The organism is Rhodanobacter sp. KK11, from assembly GCF_033345435.1.
GTDB lineage: Bacteria > Pseudomonadota > Gammaproteobacteria > Xanthomonadales > Rhodanobacteraceae > Rhodanobacter.
Map to the genome: position 1 here is coordinate 329939 of NZ_JAWPMI010000004.1, position 14806 is coordinate 344744.

12 protein-coding genes are annotated in these 14806 nt (G+C 68.9%); 4 read left to right on the forward strand and 8 right to left on the reverse strand.

Going from position 1 to position 14806, the window contains the following annotated elements; translation table 11 throughout:
- The first annotated feature begins 4 nt into the window (after positions 1 to 4).
- Positions 5 to 859: an FTR1 family protein gene (locus R5H19_RS12100; protein WP_318159254.1), complete on the forward strand. Its 855-nt coding sequence runs from the start codon at positions 5 to 7 to the stop codon at positions 857 to 859.
- Here the strand turns inward: R5H19_RS12100 and R5H19_RS12105 are convergent.
- The 3 genes from R5H19_RS12105 to R5H19_RS12115 all read right to left on the reverse strand — a co-directional run bounded on the left by R5H19_RS12105 (position 838) and on the right by R5H19_RS12115 (position 4352).
- Positions 838 to 2445, reverse strand: coding sequence for a carboxyl transferase domain-containing protein (locus tag R5H19_RS12105; protein WP_318159255.1), 1608 nt, complete (start codon positions 2443 to 2445; stop codon positions 838 to 840). The genes R5H19_RS12100 and R5H19_RS12105 overlap by 22 nt on opposite strands.
- 152 nt (positions 2446 to 2597) lie before the next feature.
- Positions 2598 to 3005: a hypothetical protein gene (locus R5H19_RS12110; RefSeq protein WP_318159256.1), complete on the reverse strand. Its 408-nt coding sequence runs from the start codon at positions 3003 to 3005 to the stop codon at positions 2598 to 2600.
- 162 nt (positions 3006 to 3167) lie between these two features.
- Positions 3168 to 4352, reverse strand: a complete 1185-nt coding sequence (locus tag R5H19_RS12115; RefSeq protein ID WP_318159257.1) for an acetyl-CoA C-acyltransferase — start codon at positions 4350 to 4352, stop codon at positions 3168 to 3170.
- Positions 4353 to 4579: 227 nt separating this feature from the next.
- Here R5H19_RS12115 and R5H19_RS12120 point away from each other — a divergent pair, with 227 nt between their 5' ends.
- Positions 4580 to 7408, forward strand: coding sequence for a S8 family serine peptidase (locus tag R5H19_RS12120; RefSeq protein WP_318159258.1), 2829 nt, complete (start codon positions 4580 to 4582; stop codon positions 7406 to 7408).
- A gap of 296 nt (positions 7409 to 7704) precedes the next feature.
- Here R5H19_RS12120 and R5H19_RS12125 read toward each other — a convergent pair whose 3' ends face one another.
- From R5H19_RS12125 to R5H19_RS12145, 5 genes are all read right to left on the reverse strand, one after another.
- Positions 7705 to 8862 (reverse strand): isovaleryl-CoA dehydrogenase, encoded by a 1158-nt coding sequence (locus tag R5H19_RS12125; protein ID WP_318159259.1) that lies wholly within the window; start codon positions 8860 to 8862, stop codon positions 7705 to 7707.
- A 70-nt stretch (positions 8863 to 8932) separates the two neighbouring features.
- Positions 8933 to 10480, reverse strand: coding sequence for a phospholipase D family protein (locus R5H19_RS12130; protein WP_318159260.1), 1548 nt, complete (start codon positions 10478 to 10480; stop codon positions 8933 to 8935).
- A gap of 138 nt (positions 10481 to 10618) precedes the next feature.
- Positions 10619 to 11722 carry a Glu/Leu/Phe/Val dehydrogenase dimerization domain-containing protein gene (locus R5H19_RS12135; protein ID WP_318159261.1) on the reverse strand — a complete coding sequence of 368 codons (1104 nt, stop codon included), beginning with the start codon at positions 11720 to 11722 and terminating at the stop codon, positions 10619 to 10621.
- 206 nt (positions 11723 to 11928) lie between these two features.
- The gene (locus tag R5H19_RS12140) at positions 11929 to 12264 is read right to left on the reverse strand and encodes a hypothetical protein (RefSeq protein ID WP_318159262.1); all 336 of its coding nucleotides are present in this window, start codon (positions 12262 to 12264) and stop codon (positions 11929 to 11931) included.
- Positions 12265 to 12379: 115 nt separating this feature from the next.
- Positions 12380 to 13177: a M48 family metallopeptidase gene (locus R5H19_RS12145; RefSeq protein WP_318159263.1), complete on the reverse strand. Its 798-nt coding sequence runs from the start codon at positions 13175 to 13177 to the stop codon at positions 12380 to 12382.
- Between the two features lie 106 nt (positions 13178 to 13283).
- Between R5H19_RS12145 and R5H19_RS12150 the strand changes: the two genes are divergently transcribed.
- Together R5H19_RS12150 and R5H19_RS12155 are read left to right on the forward strand one after the other, a co-directional pair.
- Positions 13284 to 13886 carry a TetR/AcrR family transcriptional regulator gene (locus R5H19_RS12150; protein WP_318159264.1) on the forward strand — a complete coding sequence of 201 codons (603 nt, stop codon included), beginning with the start codon at positions 13284 to 13286 and terminating at the stop codon, positions 13884 to 13886.
- 10 nt (positions 13887 to 13896) lie between these two features.
- Positions 13897 to 14799, forward strand: coding sequence for an alpha/beta fold hydrolase (locus R5H19_RS12155; protein WP_318159265.1), 903 nt, complete (start codon positions 13897 to 13899; stop codon positions 14797 to 14799).
- Positions 14800 to 14806: the final 7 nt, after the last annotated feature.

A 14806-nucleotide genomic window follows, 5' to 3' on the forward strand; every position in this document is an offset into this window, starting at 1 on the left:
GACCATGTGGGGAGTTGCCTTGCTGGTGTTCCGGGAAGTGCTGGAGGCGGCGCTGATCGTCAGCGTGGTGGCCGCGGCCACCCGCGGCGTGCCGCGGCGCGGCGGGTTCGTGGCCGGCGGCATCGCGCTGGGCGTGGGCGGCGCGGTGCTGGTGGCGCTGTCGGCCGGCTGGCTGGCGGCGGCCTTCAGCGGCGTGGGGCAGGAGCTGTTCAACGCTGCGGTGTTGCTGGCGGCGGTGCTGATGATCGGCTGGCACGTGCTGTGGATGTCCAGCCACGGCCGCGAACTGAGCCGGCAGATGCGCGAGCTGGGCAATGCCGTGCACAGTGGCGCCAGTTCGCTGGGGCTGCTGCTGGCGGTGGTGGCGCTGGCCGTGCTGCGCGAGGGCTCGGAGGTAGTGCTGTTCCTGTACGGCATGCGTGCCGGCGGCGCGGAGCACTTGTGGGCAGGCCTGACGATCGGTGTGGTGGCTGGTGCGGCGCTGGGCGTTGCGCTGTACGCGGGACTGCTGCGCATTCCGATGCGTCATTTCTTCGGCGCCACCAACGCTATGCTGGTGCTGCTGGCCGCCGGCCTGGCCTCGACCGCGGCGCGCTACCTGATCCAGGCCAACCTGCTGCCGGCCTGGGGCCAGCAGTTGTGGGACAGTTCGTGGCTGCTCGGCAACGGCTCGCTGCTGGGCCAGACCGCGCACATCCTGGTCGGCTACGATGCGCAGCCGGCCGGCATGCAATTGCTGTTCTATGTGCTGACCCTGCTGGCGTTGTGGGCCGGGGCACGGGTGGTCGGCAGGACGCCGGCCAGCGCACGTGCCAGCATGCATGCGAGGCCGGCTGGCTACATGCGGAACACGCCGTAGCGCTGCGGCTCGATCGGCGCATTGAGCGAGGCGGAGATCGCCAGCCCCAGCACGCGGCGAGTGTCGACCGGGTCGATGATGCCGTCGTCCCACAGGCGAGCGCTGGCGTAGTAGGGGTGGCCCTGGCGTTCGTACTGCTCGCGCAGCGGTGCCTTGAACGCCTCCTCTTCGTCAGCTGACCATTCGCCGCCCTTGGCCTCGATGCCGTCGCGCTTCACCGTGGCCAGCACCGACGCCGCCTGCTCGCCGCCCATCACGCTGATGCGCGCGTTCGGCCACATCCACAGGAACCTTGCTCCATAAGCCCTGCCGCACATGGCGTAGTTGCCGGCGCCGAAGCTGCCGCCGATCACCACGGTGAACTTCGGCACGTGCGAGCAGGCGACCGCGGTGACCATCTTGGCGCCGTCCTTGGCGATGCCGGCCTGCTCGTACTTCCTGCCGACCATGAAGCCGGTGATGTTCTGCAGGAACACCAGCGGCACGTTGCGCTGGTTGCACAGCTCGATGAAGTGCGCGCCCTTCAGTGCGCTCTCGGCGAACAGGATGCCGTTGTTGGCGACGATGCCCACCGGGTAGCCGTGGATGTGCGCGAAGCCGCACACCAGGGTCTTGCCGTAACGCGCCTTGAACTCGTGGAACTCCGAGCCGTCGACGATGCGCGCGATCACTTCGCGGATGTCGAACGGGCGGCGGGTGTCCTGCGGGATCACGCCGTAGAGCTCTTCGGCCGGGTACTTCGGCTCGACCGGGGTGCGCAGCGCCAGCGGCATGGCCTTCCTGCGGTTGAGGCTGGCCACGATGTCACGGGCGATCGACAGCGCATGCGCGTCGTTCTCGGCGTAGTGGTCGGCCACGCCGGAGATGGACGTATGGACGTCCGCACCACCCAGCGTCTCGGCATCCACCACTTCGCCGGTGGCGGCCTTCACCAGCGGCGGGCCGCCGAGGAAGATGGTGCCCTGTTCGCGCACGATGATGGTCTCGTCGCTCATCGCCGGCACGTAGGCGCCGCCGGCGGTGCACGAGCCCATCACCACGGCGATCTGCGGGATGTTCAGCGCGGACATCCGCGCCTGGTTGTAGAAGATCCGCCCGAAATGCTCCTTGTCCGGGAACACCTCGTCCTGCAGCGGCAGGAAGGCGCCGCCGGAGTCGACCAGGTAGATGCACGGCAGGTTGTTTTCCAGCGCCACTTCCTGCGCGCGCAGATGCTTCTTCACGGTGATCGGGAAGTAGGTGCCGCCCTTGACCGTGGCATCGTTGGCGACCACTACCACCTCGGTGCCGTTGACCCGGCCGATGCCGGTGATCAGGCCGGCGGCCGGCGCGGCGTCGTCGTACATGCCGTGGGCGGCCAGCGGCGAGAGCTCGAGGAAGGGCGAGCCGGGGTCCAGCAGTGCACGGATGCGCTCGCGCGGCAGCAGCTTGCCGCGGGCGACGTGCTTCTCGCGGGCCTTCGCGCCACCGCCTTCCGCGCTGCGCGCCAGCTCGCGCTGCAGATCCTCCACCACGGCGCGCAGCTGGCGGCTGCTGGCCTGGAACTCGGCAGAACGCGGATCGACCTGCGAAGCAATGACGCTCATGGATGCGGACTCACGGTTGGGCTGCCATCAAGGCCAAACCACGGATGATAACGGTCGCCGGCCGGCGGCCAAAATCGGCGGGCGCAGCGGCCGGCAGTCGGCAAAAAAAACGGCCGCGCGAGGCGGCCGTTTTCTCGGGCAACCAGGAAAGGTCAGTGACCCTTGGTGGCGTCCTTGGCAGCTTCCTTGGCGTTGCTGGCGGCGTCCTTGGCAGCGTCCGCAGCCTTGTCGGCGGCGTTGGCGGCGTTGGCCGCGGCGTCCTTGGCCTGGTCAGCAGCACTGGTGGAAGTCGCAGCCGGAGCGGCGGAAGCAGCCGTGGCCGCCTGGGCAGCCTGGTCGGCGGCCTGGCCAGCTGCCTCGGCAGCGGTCTTGGCCTGGTCTGCAGCCTGCTCGGTCGCCTGGGTCGGGGTGGCCGCGGCAGCCTGCTGCGCGGTATCGGCAGCTTGCTGGGCGGTGTCGGCCGATTTCTGGGCGTCTTGCGCGGAATCCTGCGCGCCGTTGCTGCATGCCGCCAACAGCGCGACGAGCGCGGCGGCGAGTAGGGTACGCGTAAACTTCATGGTGGATCTCCTTTGCCGTGGAATGCCGTTTGGCCGTGTATTAATAGCGCTTTCGCGCTAATTGCGCCACATCTTTATGGGGAATGCTTCAGGACGGATTAAAAACCGATTTAGCCGGCCGTCATCTGGATATCGTGCGTCTGGCATGCCGGCAGCGGACTCTCAGTCGGTGCACTCCACCGCGATCGCCGTTGCCTCGCCGCCGCCGATGCACAAGGAGGCGACACCGCGCTTGAGGCCGCGTGTTTTCAGCGCGTTGAGCAGGGTCACCACCAGGCGCGCACCGCTGGCGCCGATCGGGTGGCCGAGCGCGCAGGCGCCGCCGTTGACGTTGAGCTTGTCGTGCGGGATGCCGAGCTCCTTCATCGGGGTCATCGCCACCACCGCGAACGCCTCGTTGATCTCGAACAGGTCGACGTCGCCGACCTTCCAGCCGGCCTTGTCCAGCACCTTCTGGATCGCCCCGACCGGGGCGGTGGTGAACCACTCCGGCTCCTGCGAGTGGGTGGCGTGCGCCACGATGCGCGCCAACGGCTGCAGCCCGCGCGCCTTCGCGTCGTCGGCCGACAGCAGCACCACGGCCGCGGCGCCGTCGGAGATGCTGGACGAGCTGGCGGCGGTGATGGTGCCGTTCTCCTTGCGGAAGGCCGGCTTCAGCGAGGGAACCTTGGCGATGTCGGAGCGGCCGGGCTGCTCGTCGGTGTCGACCACCACGTCGCCCTTGCGGCCGCTGACCGTGACCGGCACGATCTCGCCGGCGAACGCGCCGTTCTGCTGCGCCGCCTGGGCGCGCTTGACCGACTCGATGGCGAAGGCGTCCTGCTGCTCGCGGGTGAAGTGGTACTCGTCGGCACACAGCTCGCCGAACACGCCCATGGCCTTGCCGTCGTAGGGGTTGGTGAGGCCGTCCCAGGCCATGTGGTCGACCAGCTGGCCGTCGCCGTAGCGGATGCCGGTGCGCGCCTGCACCATGTGCGGCGCATTGGTCATCGACTCCATGCCGCCGGCCACCACGATGGCCGCCGAGCCGGCCTTGATCAGGTCGTGGCCCAGCATGATCGCCTTCATGCCCGAGCCGCACACCTTGTTGATGGTGGTGCAGCCGGTACCGGCCGGCAGGCCCGCACCGAGCGACGCCTGGCGCGCCGGCGCCTGGCCCAGGTTGGCCGGCAGCACGCAGCCCATGATCACTTCGCCGACCTCGGCCGGGGCGACGCCGGATTGTTCCAGCGCGGCGCGGATGGCGGTGGCGCCGAGCTTCGGGGTGGGCACGCCGGTGAACTGGCCGAGGAAGGAGCCGATGGCGGTGCGCTTGGCACCGACGATGACGACGTTGACATCCGACATGGATAACTCCGCTTGCAAGACTTGAGGGGCGCGAGCGCCTGACAGACAACCGGGCGATTATCGCAGCCCGCCGCAAAGCTCGGCAAACGGCGGCCGGGGCCTTGTGGTGCGCGGATTTGCGTCCGTTTCATTGGATTTTCGTTGTGCCAAGATGTGCATCGGGGCAGTACCGCGGCGTATCCATTACGCCGGCGATGCTTCGATCGGGACTGTGCGGGCGGGGGCTGATGAACATGTTCGATTCGGGTGTGCGGCGTCGCGAAATGGCTTGGCTGGTGGCCATGGCACTTGGATTGAGTGCCTGCGGCGGAGGCGGAAACGTCAAGCCGACGCCGATCCCGAGTTCGCCGTCACCGCCGCCGAGCACGTCGACCGGCCAGCCGCCGCTGGATGCCCAGCTTTCGCTCACCAATGCCTCCGCCGCACATATCCTGGGCTACACCGGCGCCGGCGTGACCATCGGCGTGGTCGACAGCGGCATCATGCGCAATCATCCGGCGCTGGCCGGACGGGTCAGGCAGGAATTGATCTACGTCGATCCGGCCGCGAACAACACGGCGATCGACGATGTGGTCGGCCACGGCACCTGGGTCTCGCAGATCGCAGCCGGCCAGGCGTTCGACAGGTTCCCCGGCGGCATCGCGCCGGGCGCCAGTCTGGTTTCGGCGCGCATCATCAGCGACGTGGCACCGAAGGACGACGGTTCGGGCCAGGGCAATGCGGTCACCGCCGCCGATGCGGCCTTCTTCGCGCAGACCCTCAACCCGGCCCTGATCAATGCCGGCGTGCAGGTGATGAACAACTCCTGGGGCGGCATCTACTGGAATACCGGCGACCTCTCGATCACCCAGGCATTCGCCCAGGCTTATGCGCCGTTCGTGGTGCAGCATGGCGGGCTGGTGGTGTTCGCCGCCGGCAACGAATCGCGCAGCAATCCCAGCGACATCGCCAGCCTGCCCAGCCTGGTCAGCACGGCGTCGCGGCAACTGGAGCAGGGCTGGCTGGTCGCTGTGGCGCTCGACAGCAACCGTCCGGGTCAACTGGCCAGTTACTCGAACGCCTGCGGCAGGACGATGAGCTACTGCCTCGCCGCACCGGGCGACGTGGTCGTCAGCGACAAGGACGCCGTCGCCGGCACCCGTCCGGCCTACTGGGTCGTCGGCGGCACCTCGTTCGCGGCGCCGGAAGTCTCCGGCGCGGCTGCGCTGGTGTGGCAGGCCTATCCGTATTTCAGCAACGACCTGGTGCGGCAGACCCTGCTCGGCACCGCCGACGACGTCGGCGCCGCCGGCCCCGACCCGGTGTTCGGCTACGGCAAGTTGAACGTGGGCCGGGCGGTGAACGGACCGATGAAGTTCGACTGGGGCGACGTCACCGCCAATCTCGACGGCGACTCCCGCTGGAACAATCCCATCAGTGGCCCGGGTGGCTTGATCAAGCAGGGCAGCGGCACGCTGACGCTGACGGCAGATGCCAGCTATCACGGAACGACCCAGGTGCAGGCGGGCACGCTGGTGGCCAAGTCGCTGGGATCCGGCGTCCGCATAAGTGCGCAAGGCGCCTTGCGCGGTACGCCGTCGATCGGCGGCACGATCAACAACCAGGGCGTGCTGGGCGTCAGCGGCGGCGACGTGACGGTCTCCGGCAATTACGTGCAGGAAGGCCATGGCCGGCTCGAGCTGTCGCTGGGTTCGGTGTTGCGGGTAAGCGGTGGCGCCTACCTGAATGGCGGCGACCTGTACGTGACCGGCACCGAACCGGGTTACCTCGTCCATTTGCATACCGACGTGATCGACGCCGCTGGCGGATTGCAGGGCACGTTCGACGCCCTGGACAAGGCGAGCAACGTCGTCCTGCTCGACGCCACGCTCGGCTACGACGCCGGCAGCGCCTGGCTCGACGTGACCCAGGTGCAGGCCACGGCCGTGCAGGGCATGGCGTACACCGCCGCCTCGCATGGCGCCGCGCAGCGGGTGGACGGTGCGTTCGGGCTGATCAACGCCGGGCTCGGCCACGGTACGTCGGCCGCGGGCGCCGCACCGGCGGCGACGGCGTTCGTCGCCGGTGCGGCCAGCCTGCAGCAGACGCCCACCATGGGCTCGTTGCAGCGTTCGCTGGAAAGTCTTTCCGGTCAGCTGCATGCGGCCAGCGCGGCGATGACCTTCGAGGCGATCGACGCCGGCACGCGCGCACTGTCCGACCGTTTCGACAGCCTGCTCGATGCGCCGCAGGCCGGCGCCTGGGCGCAGAGCCTCGGCTATCACGGTGGCATGTCGCGCAGCGGCTACGGCCACGTCGGCTACGACCTCAGCGGTGCGCTGGTGGGGCAGGACTTGCGTGTCGGCAGCAACGGCTTCGCCGGCTATGCGCTGAGCCAGAGCCAGGGGCTGGGACGGCTGGCCGAAAGCGCGGATCAGGGCCGCAGCCACGCCCTGGAGGGCATGCTGTACGGCGGCATGATCCGCGGCTCGTGGTACACCCTGGGCCGCTTCGGCGTCGGCAGTTATCGCGAGACCATGCGTCGCCAACTGCAACTCGGCGACCAGTTCGCCGGGGTGGCCAGCGACGTCAATGGCCGCTACGGCGTGGCCTATGGCGAAAGCGGTTACCGCTTCACCCTGGGCCGCACGCAGGTCACCCCGTACATGAGCCTCCAATACGCGCAGATCCAGCGCGATGGTTTCAACGAGCTGGGCGCCTACGGCTTCGGCCTGAAATCGGGTGCGCACAGCACGGCGCGCTGGCAGGCCGGCGCAGGCATGCGTGCCAGCCATGACTGGACATTGGTCGGCGGCGGCAGCCTCGGCCTGCAGGTGCACGCGCTGTGGCAGCAATCGTTCGGCCTGCGCGGCGAGGTATTCGATGCCAGCTTCAGCGGCATCAACCTGTTCGCCCCGGTGGGCGGTATCGGTTTGTCGCGTTACGGCGGCATGCTCGGCACCACGCTGGACTGGCGGATGACGCCGCGCGCCAGCCTGCAGTTCGGCTACGACCGTTACCTGGGTCAAGGCCGGCAGGGGCAGATGGCCAGCGCCAGTTTCAGCTGGACGTTCTGAGTACATCGGAGCACACCGAAGAAAGGCCCGCATGGCGCGGGCCTTTCCTTTTCCGACAAGGCGGAGTCACCCCTTGCCGTTGTCTCACCCCTTGCCGTTGTCTCACGCCTTGCCGTGAAACAGCTCGCGGCCAATCAGCATGCGGCGGGAGCCGGCTCGATGTGCCGGCGCCGATGCCTTCCATCGGCGGCGCGTTGTCTCACGCCTTGCCGTGAAACAGCTCGCGGCCGATCAGCATGCGGCGGAAGCCGGCTCGATGTGCCGGCGCCGATGCCTTCCATCGGTGGCGCGTTGTCTCACGCCTTGCCGTGAAACAGCTCGCGGCCGATCAGCATGCGGCGGATCTCGTTGGTGCCCGCGCCGATCTCGTACAGCTTGGCGTCGCGCAGCAGGCGGCCGGCGGGGAACTCGTTGATGTAGCCGTTGCCGCCCAGCGACTGGATCGCCTCCAGCGCGACCTTCACCGCGTTGGTGGAGGCGTTGAGCAGGCAGGCGGCCGGGTCGATGCGCGACTTCACGCCGGCGTCGAACTGCTGCGCCACCATGTAGGCAAAGCCGCGCGAGGACTGCAGCGCCGTATACATGTCGGCCACCTTGGCCTGCATCACGCCGAAGGTGCCGATCGGTGCGTTGAACTGCTTGCGCTCGCGCACGTAGGGCAGGGTAAGGTCCAGCGCCGCCTGCATCAGGCCGATCGGACCGCCGGACAGCACCAGCCGCTCGGTGTCCAGGCCGCTCATCAGCACGCGCACGCCTTCGTTGACCTCGCCCACGATGTTCTCGGCCGGGATCTCGCAGTTCTCGAACACCAGTTCGCAGGTGTTGGAGCCGCGCATGCCGAGCTTGTCCAGCTTCTGTGCCGTGCCGAAACCCGGCATGCCCTTCTCGACGATGAAGGCGGTCATGCAGCGGCTGCCGGCGGCGCGCGGCGCGGTGCGCATGTAGACCAGCAGCACATCGGCGTCGGGGCCGTTGGTGATCCACATCTTGGTGCCATTGGCGACCCATACGTCGCCGCGCAACTCGGCCTTGCAGCTCATCGAGCCGACCACGTCGGAGCCGGCGCCCGGCTCGCTCATCGCCAGCGCACCCACGTACTCGCCCGAGCACAGTCTGGGGATGTACTTGCGCCGCTGTGCCTCGTTGCCGTTGTGGAAGATGTTGTTGACGCACAGGTTGGAGTGCGCGCCGTAGGACAGTCCCACCGAGCCGGACGCGCGCGAGATTTCCTCCATCGCCACCATGTGCGCGAGGTAGCCCATGCCGGAGCCGCCGTATTCGGTGGGGATGGTCACGCCGAGCAGGCCCATCTCGCCGAACTTGCGCCACAGGTCGGCGGGGAACAGGTTGTCGCGGTCGATGCGGTCGGCGCGCGGCGCGATCTCCTTTTCCGCGAACGCATGCACGGACTCGCGCAGCAGGTCGATCTCTTCACCGAGCGGGAACGGACGCATCGCGGACTCCATGGAGGGCAGAACGGCGATTTTAGCGCACGCGGCTTCGCGGCGCCGATCGCGCAGGGTGCTATAGCTGCGACTCGATCGGCAGCCAGCTGATCGCACGGGTGATCGTGCGCAGCCACCAGCCGGCCTCGGGTTCGTGTTCGAGCACCTGCGGCGGCTGCACGCTGCGATCCAGCCATTGCGTCGAGCCGTCCGCGCCGCGGCGGAGCCGGTAGCTCAGCGCCGGTGCGGCCAGCCGCAGGTATTCCTGGCGCAGGTCGCTGGCCAGGGCGGGGTCGTCGAACAGCACGCCCATCTCGGTGTTGAGGTTGGCCGAGCGCGGGTCGAGGTTGAACGAGCCGACGAAACCGCGCGCGCCGTCGATCACGAAGGCCTTGGTGTGCAGGCTCGCGCCGCTGCTGCCGAACAGGCCGTGGGTGGCGACCGGGCCGTGGCGGCGGATCTCGAACAGGCTCACGCCGCCGTTCAGCAGCTGCCGGCGGTAGCGCTCGTAGCCGCTGTGCACGGCGGGCACGTCGTTCGCGGCCAGCGAGTTGGTGATCACGCCGACACGGGTGCCGCGGCGGACCAGGTCGAGCAGCGTCGCCGTGCCCTTGCTGCCGGGAACGAAGTAGGGCGAGATCAGCAGCACCTCGCTGTGCACGCCGCCCAGGTGGGCGGCCAGCCGCGGCTGCAGCCAGTCGCGGCGATCGGCGCTTTTCGTCTTCAGCGGCGGGTCGGATGCCACCGTGATGTTCGCGCTCCAGTGCGGCGACAGTTCGTGGTTGGCCAGGCGCTGCGCCGAGGGCGAGGCGGCGACCCGATCCAGGTAGACCTGCGCGGCGGCATCGGCGGACTCGTCGGCAAGCGCGGCCACCAGCTTGTGCAGGTTCTCCGGCGTCTGCGGGTTCAGCGCCTCGATCGGCACGGCGGCGCTGGAGTTCCAGAAGTCGTCGAAGATCGCGCTGGCGTCGGCCACCGCCGGGCCGAGCAGCAGCATGTCGAGGTCGCGGAAGTTCACGTTGCTGCCGGCGTCGAAGTATTCGTCGCCGATGTTGCGGCCGCCGACCAGCGCGACGCGGCCGTCGGCGATCCACGCCTTGTTGTGCATGCGGTGGTTCACGCTGAAGAAGCGCTGCACCATCTCCAGCAGGCGCCATGCGCCGCGGCGGTTGCGGAACGGGTTGTACAGGCGCACCTCGATGTTCGGGTGCGCGTCCAGCGCCAGCAGCGCCGGGTCGAGCCCCTTGGTATTGATGTCGTCGAGCAGCAGGCGCACGCGCACGCCGCGCTCGGCCGCGGCGTATACCTCGCGGGCCAGCAGGTGGCCGACCAGGTCGTCGTGCCACATGTAGTACTGCAGGTCGAGACTGCGTCCGGCCAGCCGCGCGGAAGCGGCACGTGCGGCGAACGCATCCAGGCCGTCGGGCAACAGGGTCGCCGCCGTCTCGCCGGGATGCGTGGCCAGGTACGGCGCCAGTTCGCGGTCGATCGCGGTTTGTGCCGGCTGCAGTGGCAACGTCGTGCCGGGCGCACCGGTGGCACGCGGCGTCAGGTAGTCGGCCAGCAGCAGGCCGCTGATCATCAGCAGCACCAGCGCGAACAAGCCCCAGCCCAGCCAGATCATCATCCTGCGCACCCGTGACACCCCCTTGCCTGCCGATTATTCGGTCACCGCCCCGCACAAGCAAAGGCCTGCCGCGGGTGGCGGCAGGCCCTGGCGAAACACGGGCCTGCCGAAAGCCGGCAGGAGCCCGATCGGCGCGGCTTACTGGCCGCGCATGCGACCCTGGAAGCGGGTGCCGCCGTTGCCCATGTGCGACAGCTTCAGCTTGCCGATCGCGCTGATGCGCTCCTCGGCCAGGCGGTCCGCGGCGCGGTAGGTCGGGATGTTCTCGCTCTTCGAGATCTCGAAGATGCGCCCCAGGTTGTAGTAGATCGTGCGCATCATGCGCATCGCACGCTCGCGGTTGTAGCCGTCGATTTCCAGCGACACGTTCATCACGCCGCCGGCGTTGACCGCGTAGTCCGGTGCGTACAGCACGCCGCGACGGTTCAGTTCGTCGCCGATCTCGTCGGTGGCCAGCTGGTTGTTGGCCGGGCCGCAGATGATCTTGGCCTTGATGCGGTCGATGGTCTGCTCGTTCAGCGTGCCGCCCAGCGCGCACGGCGAGTACACGTCGGCGTCGACGTCGTAGATCTCGTCCAGGCCCACCGCTTCGCAGCCCAGCTCGTCCACGCAACGCTGCACCGCATCCTTGTTGATGTCGGTGACGAACACCTTGGCGCCCTGTTCGCGCAGCAGCTTGATGAACTCGCCGCCGACGTGGCCGGCGCCTTGCACGGCGTAGCTGTACTTGCCCACTTCCTCGTTGCCGTGCTTGAAGTGCAGCGCGGCCATCAGACCCTGCAGCGAGCCGTAGGCGGTGAACGGCGACGGGTCGCCCGAGCCGCCATGCACCTGGTGCACGCCGGTCACGTATTCGGTCTCGCGGAACACGTATTCCATGTCGTTGACGTCGATGCCGACGTCCTCGGCGGTGATGTAACGGCCGTTGAGCGAGTTGACGAAGCGGCCGAACGCGCGGAACAGCGCCTCCGACTTGTCCTTGCTCGGGTCGCCGATGATCACCGCCTTGCCGCCGCCCAGGTTGAGGCCGGCCACGGCGTTCTTGTAGGTCATGCCGCGCGACAGGCGCAGCACGTCGTTCACCGCCTCCTGCTCGGTCTTGTACGGCCACATGCGCAGACCGCCGAGCGCAGGGCCCAGCACCGTGTTGTGGATCGCGATGATGGCCTTCAGGCCGGCGTCCTTGTTGTGGCAGAAGACGACTTCTTCGTGACCCGTGTTGGCGATGGTTTCAAAGATCATTGGAACGGTGACTCCATTGATTCGCGGTGCCGGTGGGCATCTACAGAGGGGCGGCGGGGAGCGACGAGGGACCCTGCCAGGGGTGTGAAAACGCCTGAAACTCATCGCCCCGACCGGGGCCGGGGCGATGAATCAAAGCGACAAGTTTAGTACGTCGCTCCCGTGGGTGGTGCCGCGACGCAACAAGCCACGCGCGTATGGGGTGCTCAGCGGCCCCAGTGACCGGGTCGGAAGCGCCACTCGCGGCCATGGCGCACCCAGTGCGCCGGCCGGTAGTGGCGGCCCGGCTGTACCCGGACCCAGCCGCCGCCGACCCACACGTGGCGGTGCGCGTAGCCATCCCAGCGCCAGTAGCCCGGCGCCCACACATAGCCGCGGCGCGGCGGCGGCACCCGCTCGAAGCGCGGCGGCGGCGGAGCCACGCCGATGTGGATGCCGACCGCCACCTGGGTGCGCGCGGCGGCGGGCGGCGCGTAGGTGGCGCCGGCAAAGGTCAGGCCGAGTCCGGCCAGCAGGGCCAGCTTGAGAGGCATGCGGGTCATCATCAGGTGCTCCGTCGGCGCCGCGAAATGCGGCAGGCAGGACGGAAAACGAAGGGCTGCGCGCACAGTTGACGGCGTGCCGCCACCCGTTCAGCCGGTGATTATCTCCACCCGCCTACATGCGGCAGTTCGGCGCATGGCCGCCGGCGCGCGCCTGCTGGTACACCGGCAGCAGTTGCTGCGCCTGCCGGTCCAGCGCCTGCGCGCGGTTGCCGGAAGACGGGTGGGTGGACAGGAAGGCCGGCGGCTTGCTGCCGCCTTGCGCGCCCATCTTCTGCCACAGCGTCACTGCCGCGCGCGGATCGAAACCGGCCTGGGCCATGTAGCGCTGGCCCAGTGTGTCGGCCTCGCTCTCCTGGGTGCGCGAGAACGGCAGCAGGATGCCCACCTGCGCACCCACGCCGAGCAGTGCCGCGACGTTGCCGGTGTCGCTGCCGCGCGTGCCGGCGTAGATGCTGCCGGCAGCCACCGCGGCCTGCGCCGCCATGTTGTCGGAGACGCGCTCCGCGCCGTGGCGCGATACCACGTGTGACAGTTCGTGACCCAGCACCACCGCGAGCTGGTCCTGGTCGGTGGCGAGCTTGAACATGCCGCGGTTCACGCCGATCCGGCCGCCGGGCAGGGCGAACGCGTTGGCCGTGTCGTCACCGATGATCTGCACTTCCCATTGCTGGGTGTTCCACGGCGGCGGCAGTACCGCGATCAGCGCATTGGACACGCAGGTGGCGTAGGCACGTTCGCGCGGCGCGTCGACGAACTTGCCCTGCTTGCGCATGTCGTTGAACGCGCTCAGGCCCATCTGGCTCATCTGGCTGTCCGACACCATCATCAGCTGCGAGCGGCCGGTCGGCGAGGTGACGCAGGCGGCCAGCAGGGCGGTGGCGAGCGGAACGCTCAGGTTGCGGATTTTCATGCGGGATCCTCCTTGGCTTGCAGTGGTCAGCATACCGGCAGGGGCTGCGGAGACGGCGTGAGCTTTTGCTTGATATAGAACGAACGATCGTGCTATTTATGCCGCCATGACGATCGTAACGCAGCCCGGCAAGCGCGCGGCCACCCGCGACACCATCCTTGACCACGCCTATGCGCTGGCCCGACGCGACGGGTTGGAAGGCCTGTCGATCGGCAATCTGGCGAGCGATGTGGGCATGTCCAAGAGCGGCGTGTTCGCCCACTTCGGCTCGCGCGAAGACCTGCAGCTGGCCGTGCTCAACACCGGCCGCCAGCGCTTCGTGGCCCGGGTGCTGCTGCCGGCGCTGCGCCAGCCGCGCGGGCTGCCGCGGCTGCGCGCGATCGTGGCGAACTGGTTCGAGTGGGCACGCGAGCACAAGAGCGGCTGCGTGCTGCTGTCCGCCGCCAGCGAATACGACGGCCGCGACGGCGCGCTGCACGACGGTGTGGTGGCGCAGCAGGCCGGCTGGCGCGACGAGCTGCAGAAGGCGATCGCGCAGGCGGTCGAACTGGGCCACCTGCGCAGCGACACCGACGTCGCCCAGCTCGCCTTCGAGATCTACGCCCTGATGCTCGGCCTGCACCACGACGCCGGGCTGTTCGGCTTCGACGAGGCCGGGCAGCGCACCCGCGCCGCTTTCGAGCGCCTGTGGCGCAGTTGGCAACCCTGAGGCCATGCCCATGTCCACCGTGATCGACCGAATCAAGCTCACCACCGTGCGCACCGGCTTCGTGCTGGGCGGCCGGATCGCCCCGCAGCGCACGGTGAACCGCGCCGCGCGCCTGTTCGCCACCCCGTTCGCCAGCAGCCGCCGCCGCGCGCAGGCGGCACAGGGCGACGCGGACATGCGGCGCAGCGAACTGCAGGTCGGCGGCGAAACCATCGCCACCTACGTCTGGGGCGACCCGTCGACCCAGCCGTACGCGCTGCTGGCGCACGGCTGGTCCAGCTTCGGCCTGCGCTTCCTGCCGTGGGTGGCGCAGTTGCGCGCGCAGGGTCTGGCCGTGGTCACCTTCGACCAGCCCGGCCACGGCCACAGCAGCGGCAAGCTGTGCACGCTGCCGGAATTCATCGCCACGATCCGCGCGATCGGCGCGCGCTACGGCAATGCCGCGCTGGCGGTCGGCCACTCGCTCGGCGGCGCCGCGGTCACCCTCGCGCAGGATGAAGCCTGGCATGCCGACCGACTGATCCTGGTGGCGCCGGCCGCCGACATGAAAGCGGCAACTCGGCGCTTCTTCCGCTTCGTGCACCTGGCCGGCTACCTGCGCCCGCAGTTCTACGAATGGCTGCATCGCCGCACCGGCGTGCACATCGACGAGCTGCGGCTGGAGCGCAAGTTGCCCATGCTGGGCCGACCCGCGCTGATCGTGCATGACCTGGGCGACGCGGACGTGCCGTGGGGCGAAGGCGAGCGCTATGCTCAGTGCTCGCCCGGCGCGCGGCTGTATACCACGCAGGGCTTGGGCCACCGCCGCGTGCTCGACGCACCCGAAGTGATCGGGGCAGCGCTGGCTTTCGTGCGCGGCGAACAGGTGGGCACGCGCGTGGTCGGCAGCCCGGACCTCGCGCTCTGCATGTAGGTTTCCC

Excerpts from the sequence above, each read along its gene's own strand:
- R5H19_RS12115 (WP_318159257.1), bottom strand. The coding sequence starts at position 4,352 with ATGTCGGATGTCAACGTCGTCATCGTCGGTGCCAAGCGCACCGCCATC.
- R5H19_RS12110 (WP_318159256.1), bottom strand. The coding sequence starts at position 3,005 with ATGAAGTTTACGCGTACCCTACTCGCCGCCGCGCTCGTCGCGCTGTTG.
- R5H19_RS12105 (WP_318159255.1), bottom strand. The coding sequence starts at position 2,445 with ATGAGCGTCATTGCTTCGCAGGTCGATCCGCGTTCTGCCGAGTTCCAG.
- R5H19_RS12140 (WP_318159262.1), bottom strand. The coding sequence starts at position 12,264 with ATGACCCGCATGCCTCTCAAGCTGGCCCTGCTGGCCGGACTCGGCCTG.
- R5H19_RS12150 (WP_318159264.1), top strand. The coding sequence starts at position 13,284 with ATGACGATCGTAACGCAGCCCGGCAAGCGCGCGGCCACCCGCGACACC.
- R5H19_RS12100 (WP_318159254.1), top strand. The coding sequence starts at position 5 with ATGTGGGGAGTTGCCTTGCTGGTGTTCCGGGAAGTGCTGGAGGCGGCG.
- R5H19_RS12120 (WP_318159258.1), top strand. The coding sequence starts at position 4,580 with ATGAACATGTTCGATTCGGGTGTGCGGCGTCGCGAAATGGCTTGGCTG.
- R5H19_RS12125 (WP_318159259.1), bottom strand. The coding sequence starts at position 8,862 with ATGCGTCCGTTCCCGCTCGGTGAAGAGATCGACCTGCTGCGCGAGTCC.
- R5H19_RS12145 (WP_318159263.1), bottom strand. The coding sequence starts at position 13,177 with ATGAAAATCCGCAACCTGAGCGTTCCGCTCGCCACCGCCCTGCTGGCC.
- R5H19_RS12135 (WP_318159261.1), bottom strand. The coding sequence starts at position 11,722 with ATGATCTTTGAAACCATCGCCAACACGGGTCACGAAGAAGTCGTCTTC.
- R5H19_RS12130 (WP_318159260.1), bottom strand. The coding sequence starts at position 10,480 with ATGATGATCTGGCTGGGCTGGGGCTTGTTCGCGCTGGTGCTGCTGATG.
- R5H19_RS12155 (WP_318159265.1), top strand. The coding sequence starts at position 13,897 with ATGTCCACCGTGATCGACCGAATCAAGCTCACCACCGTGCGCACCGGC.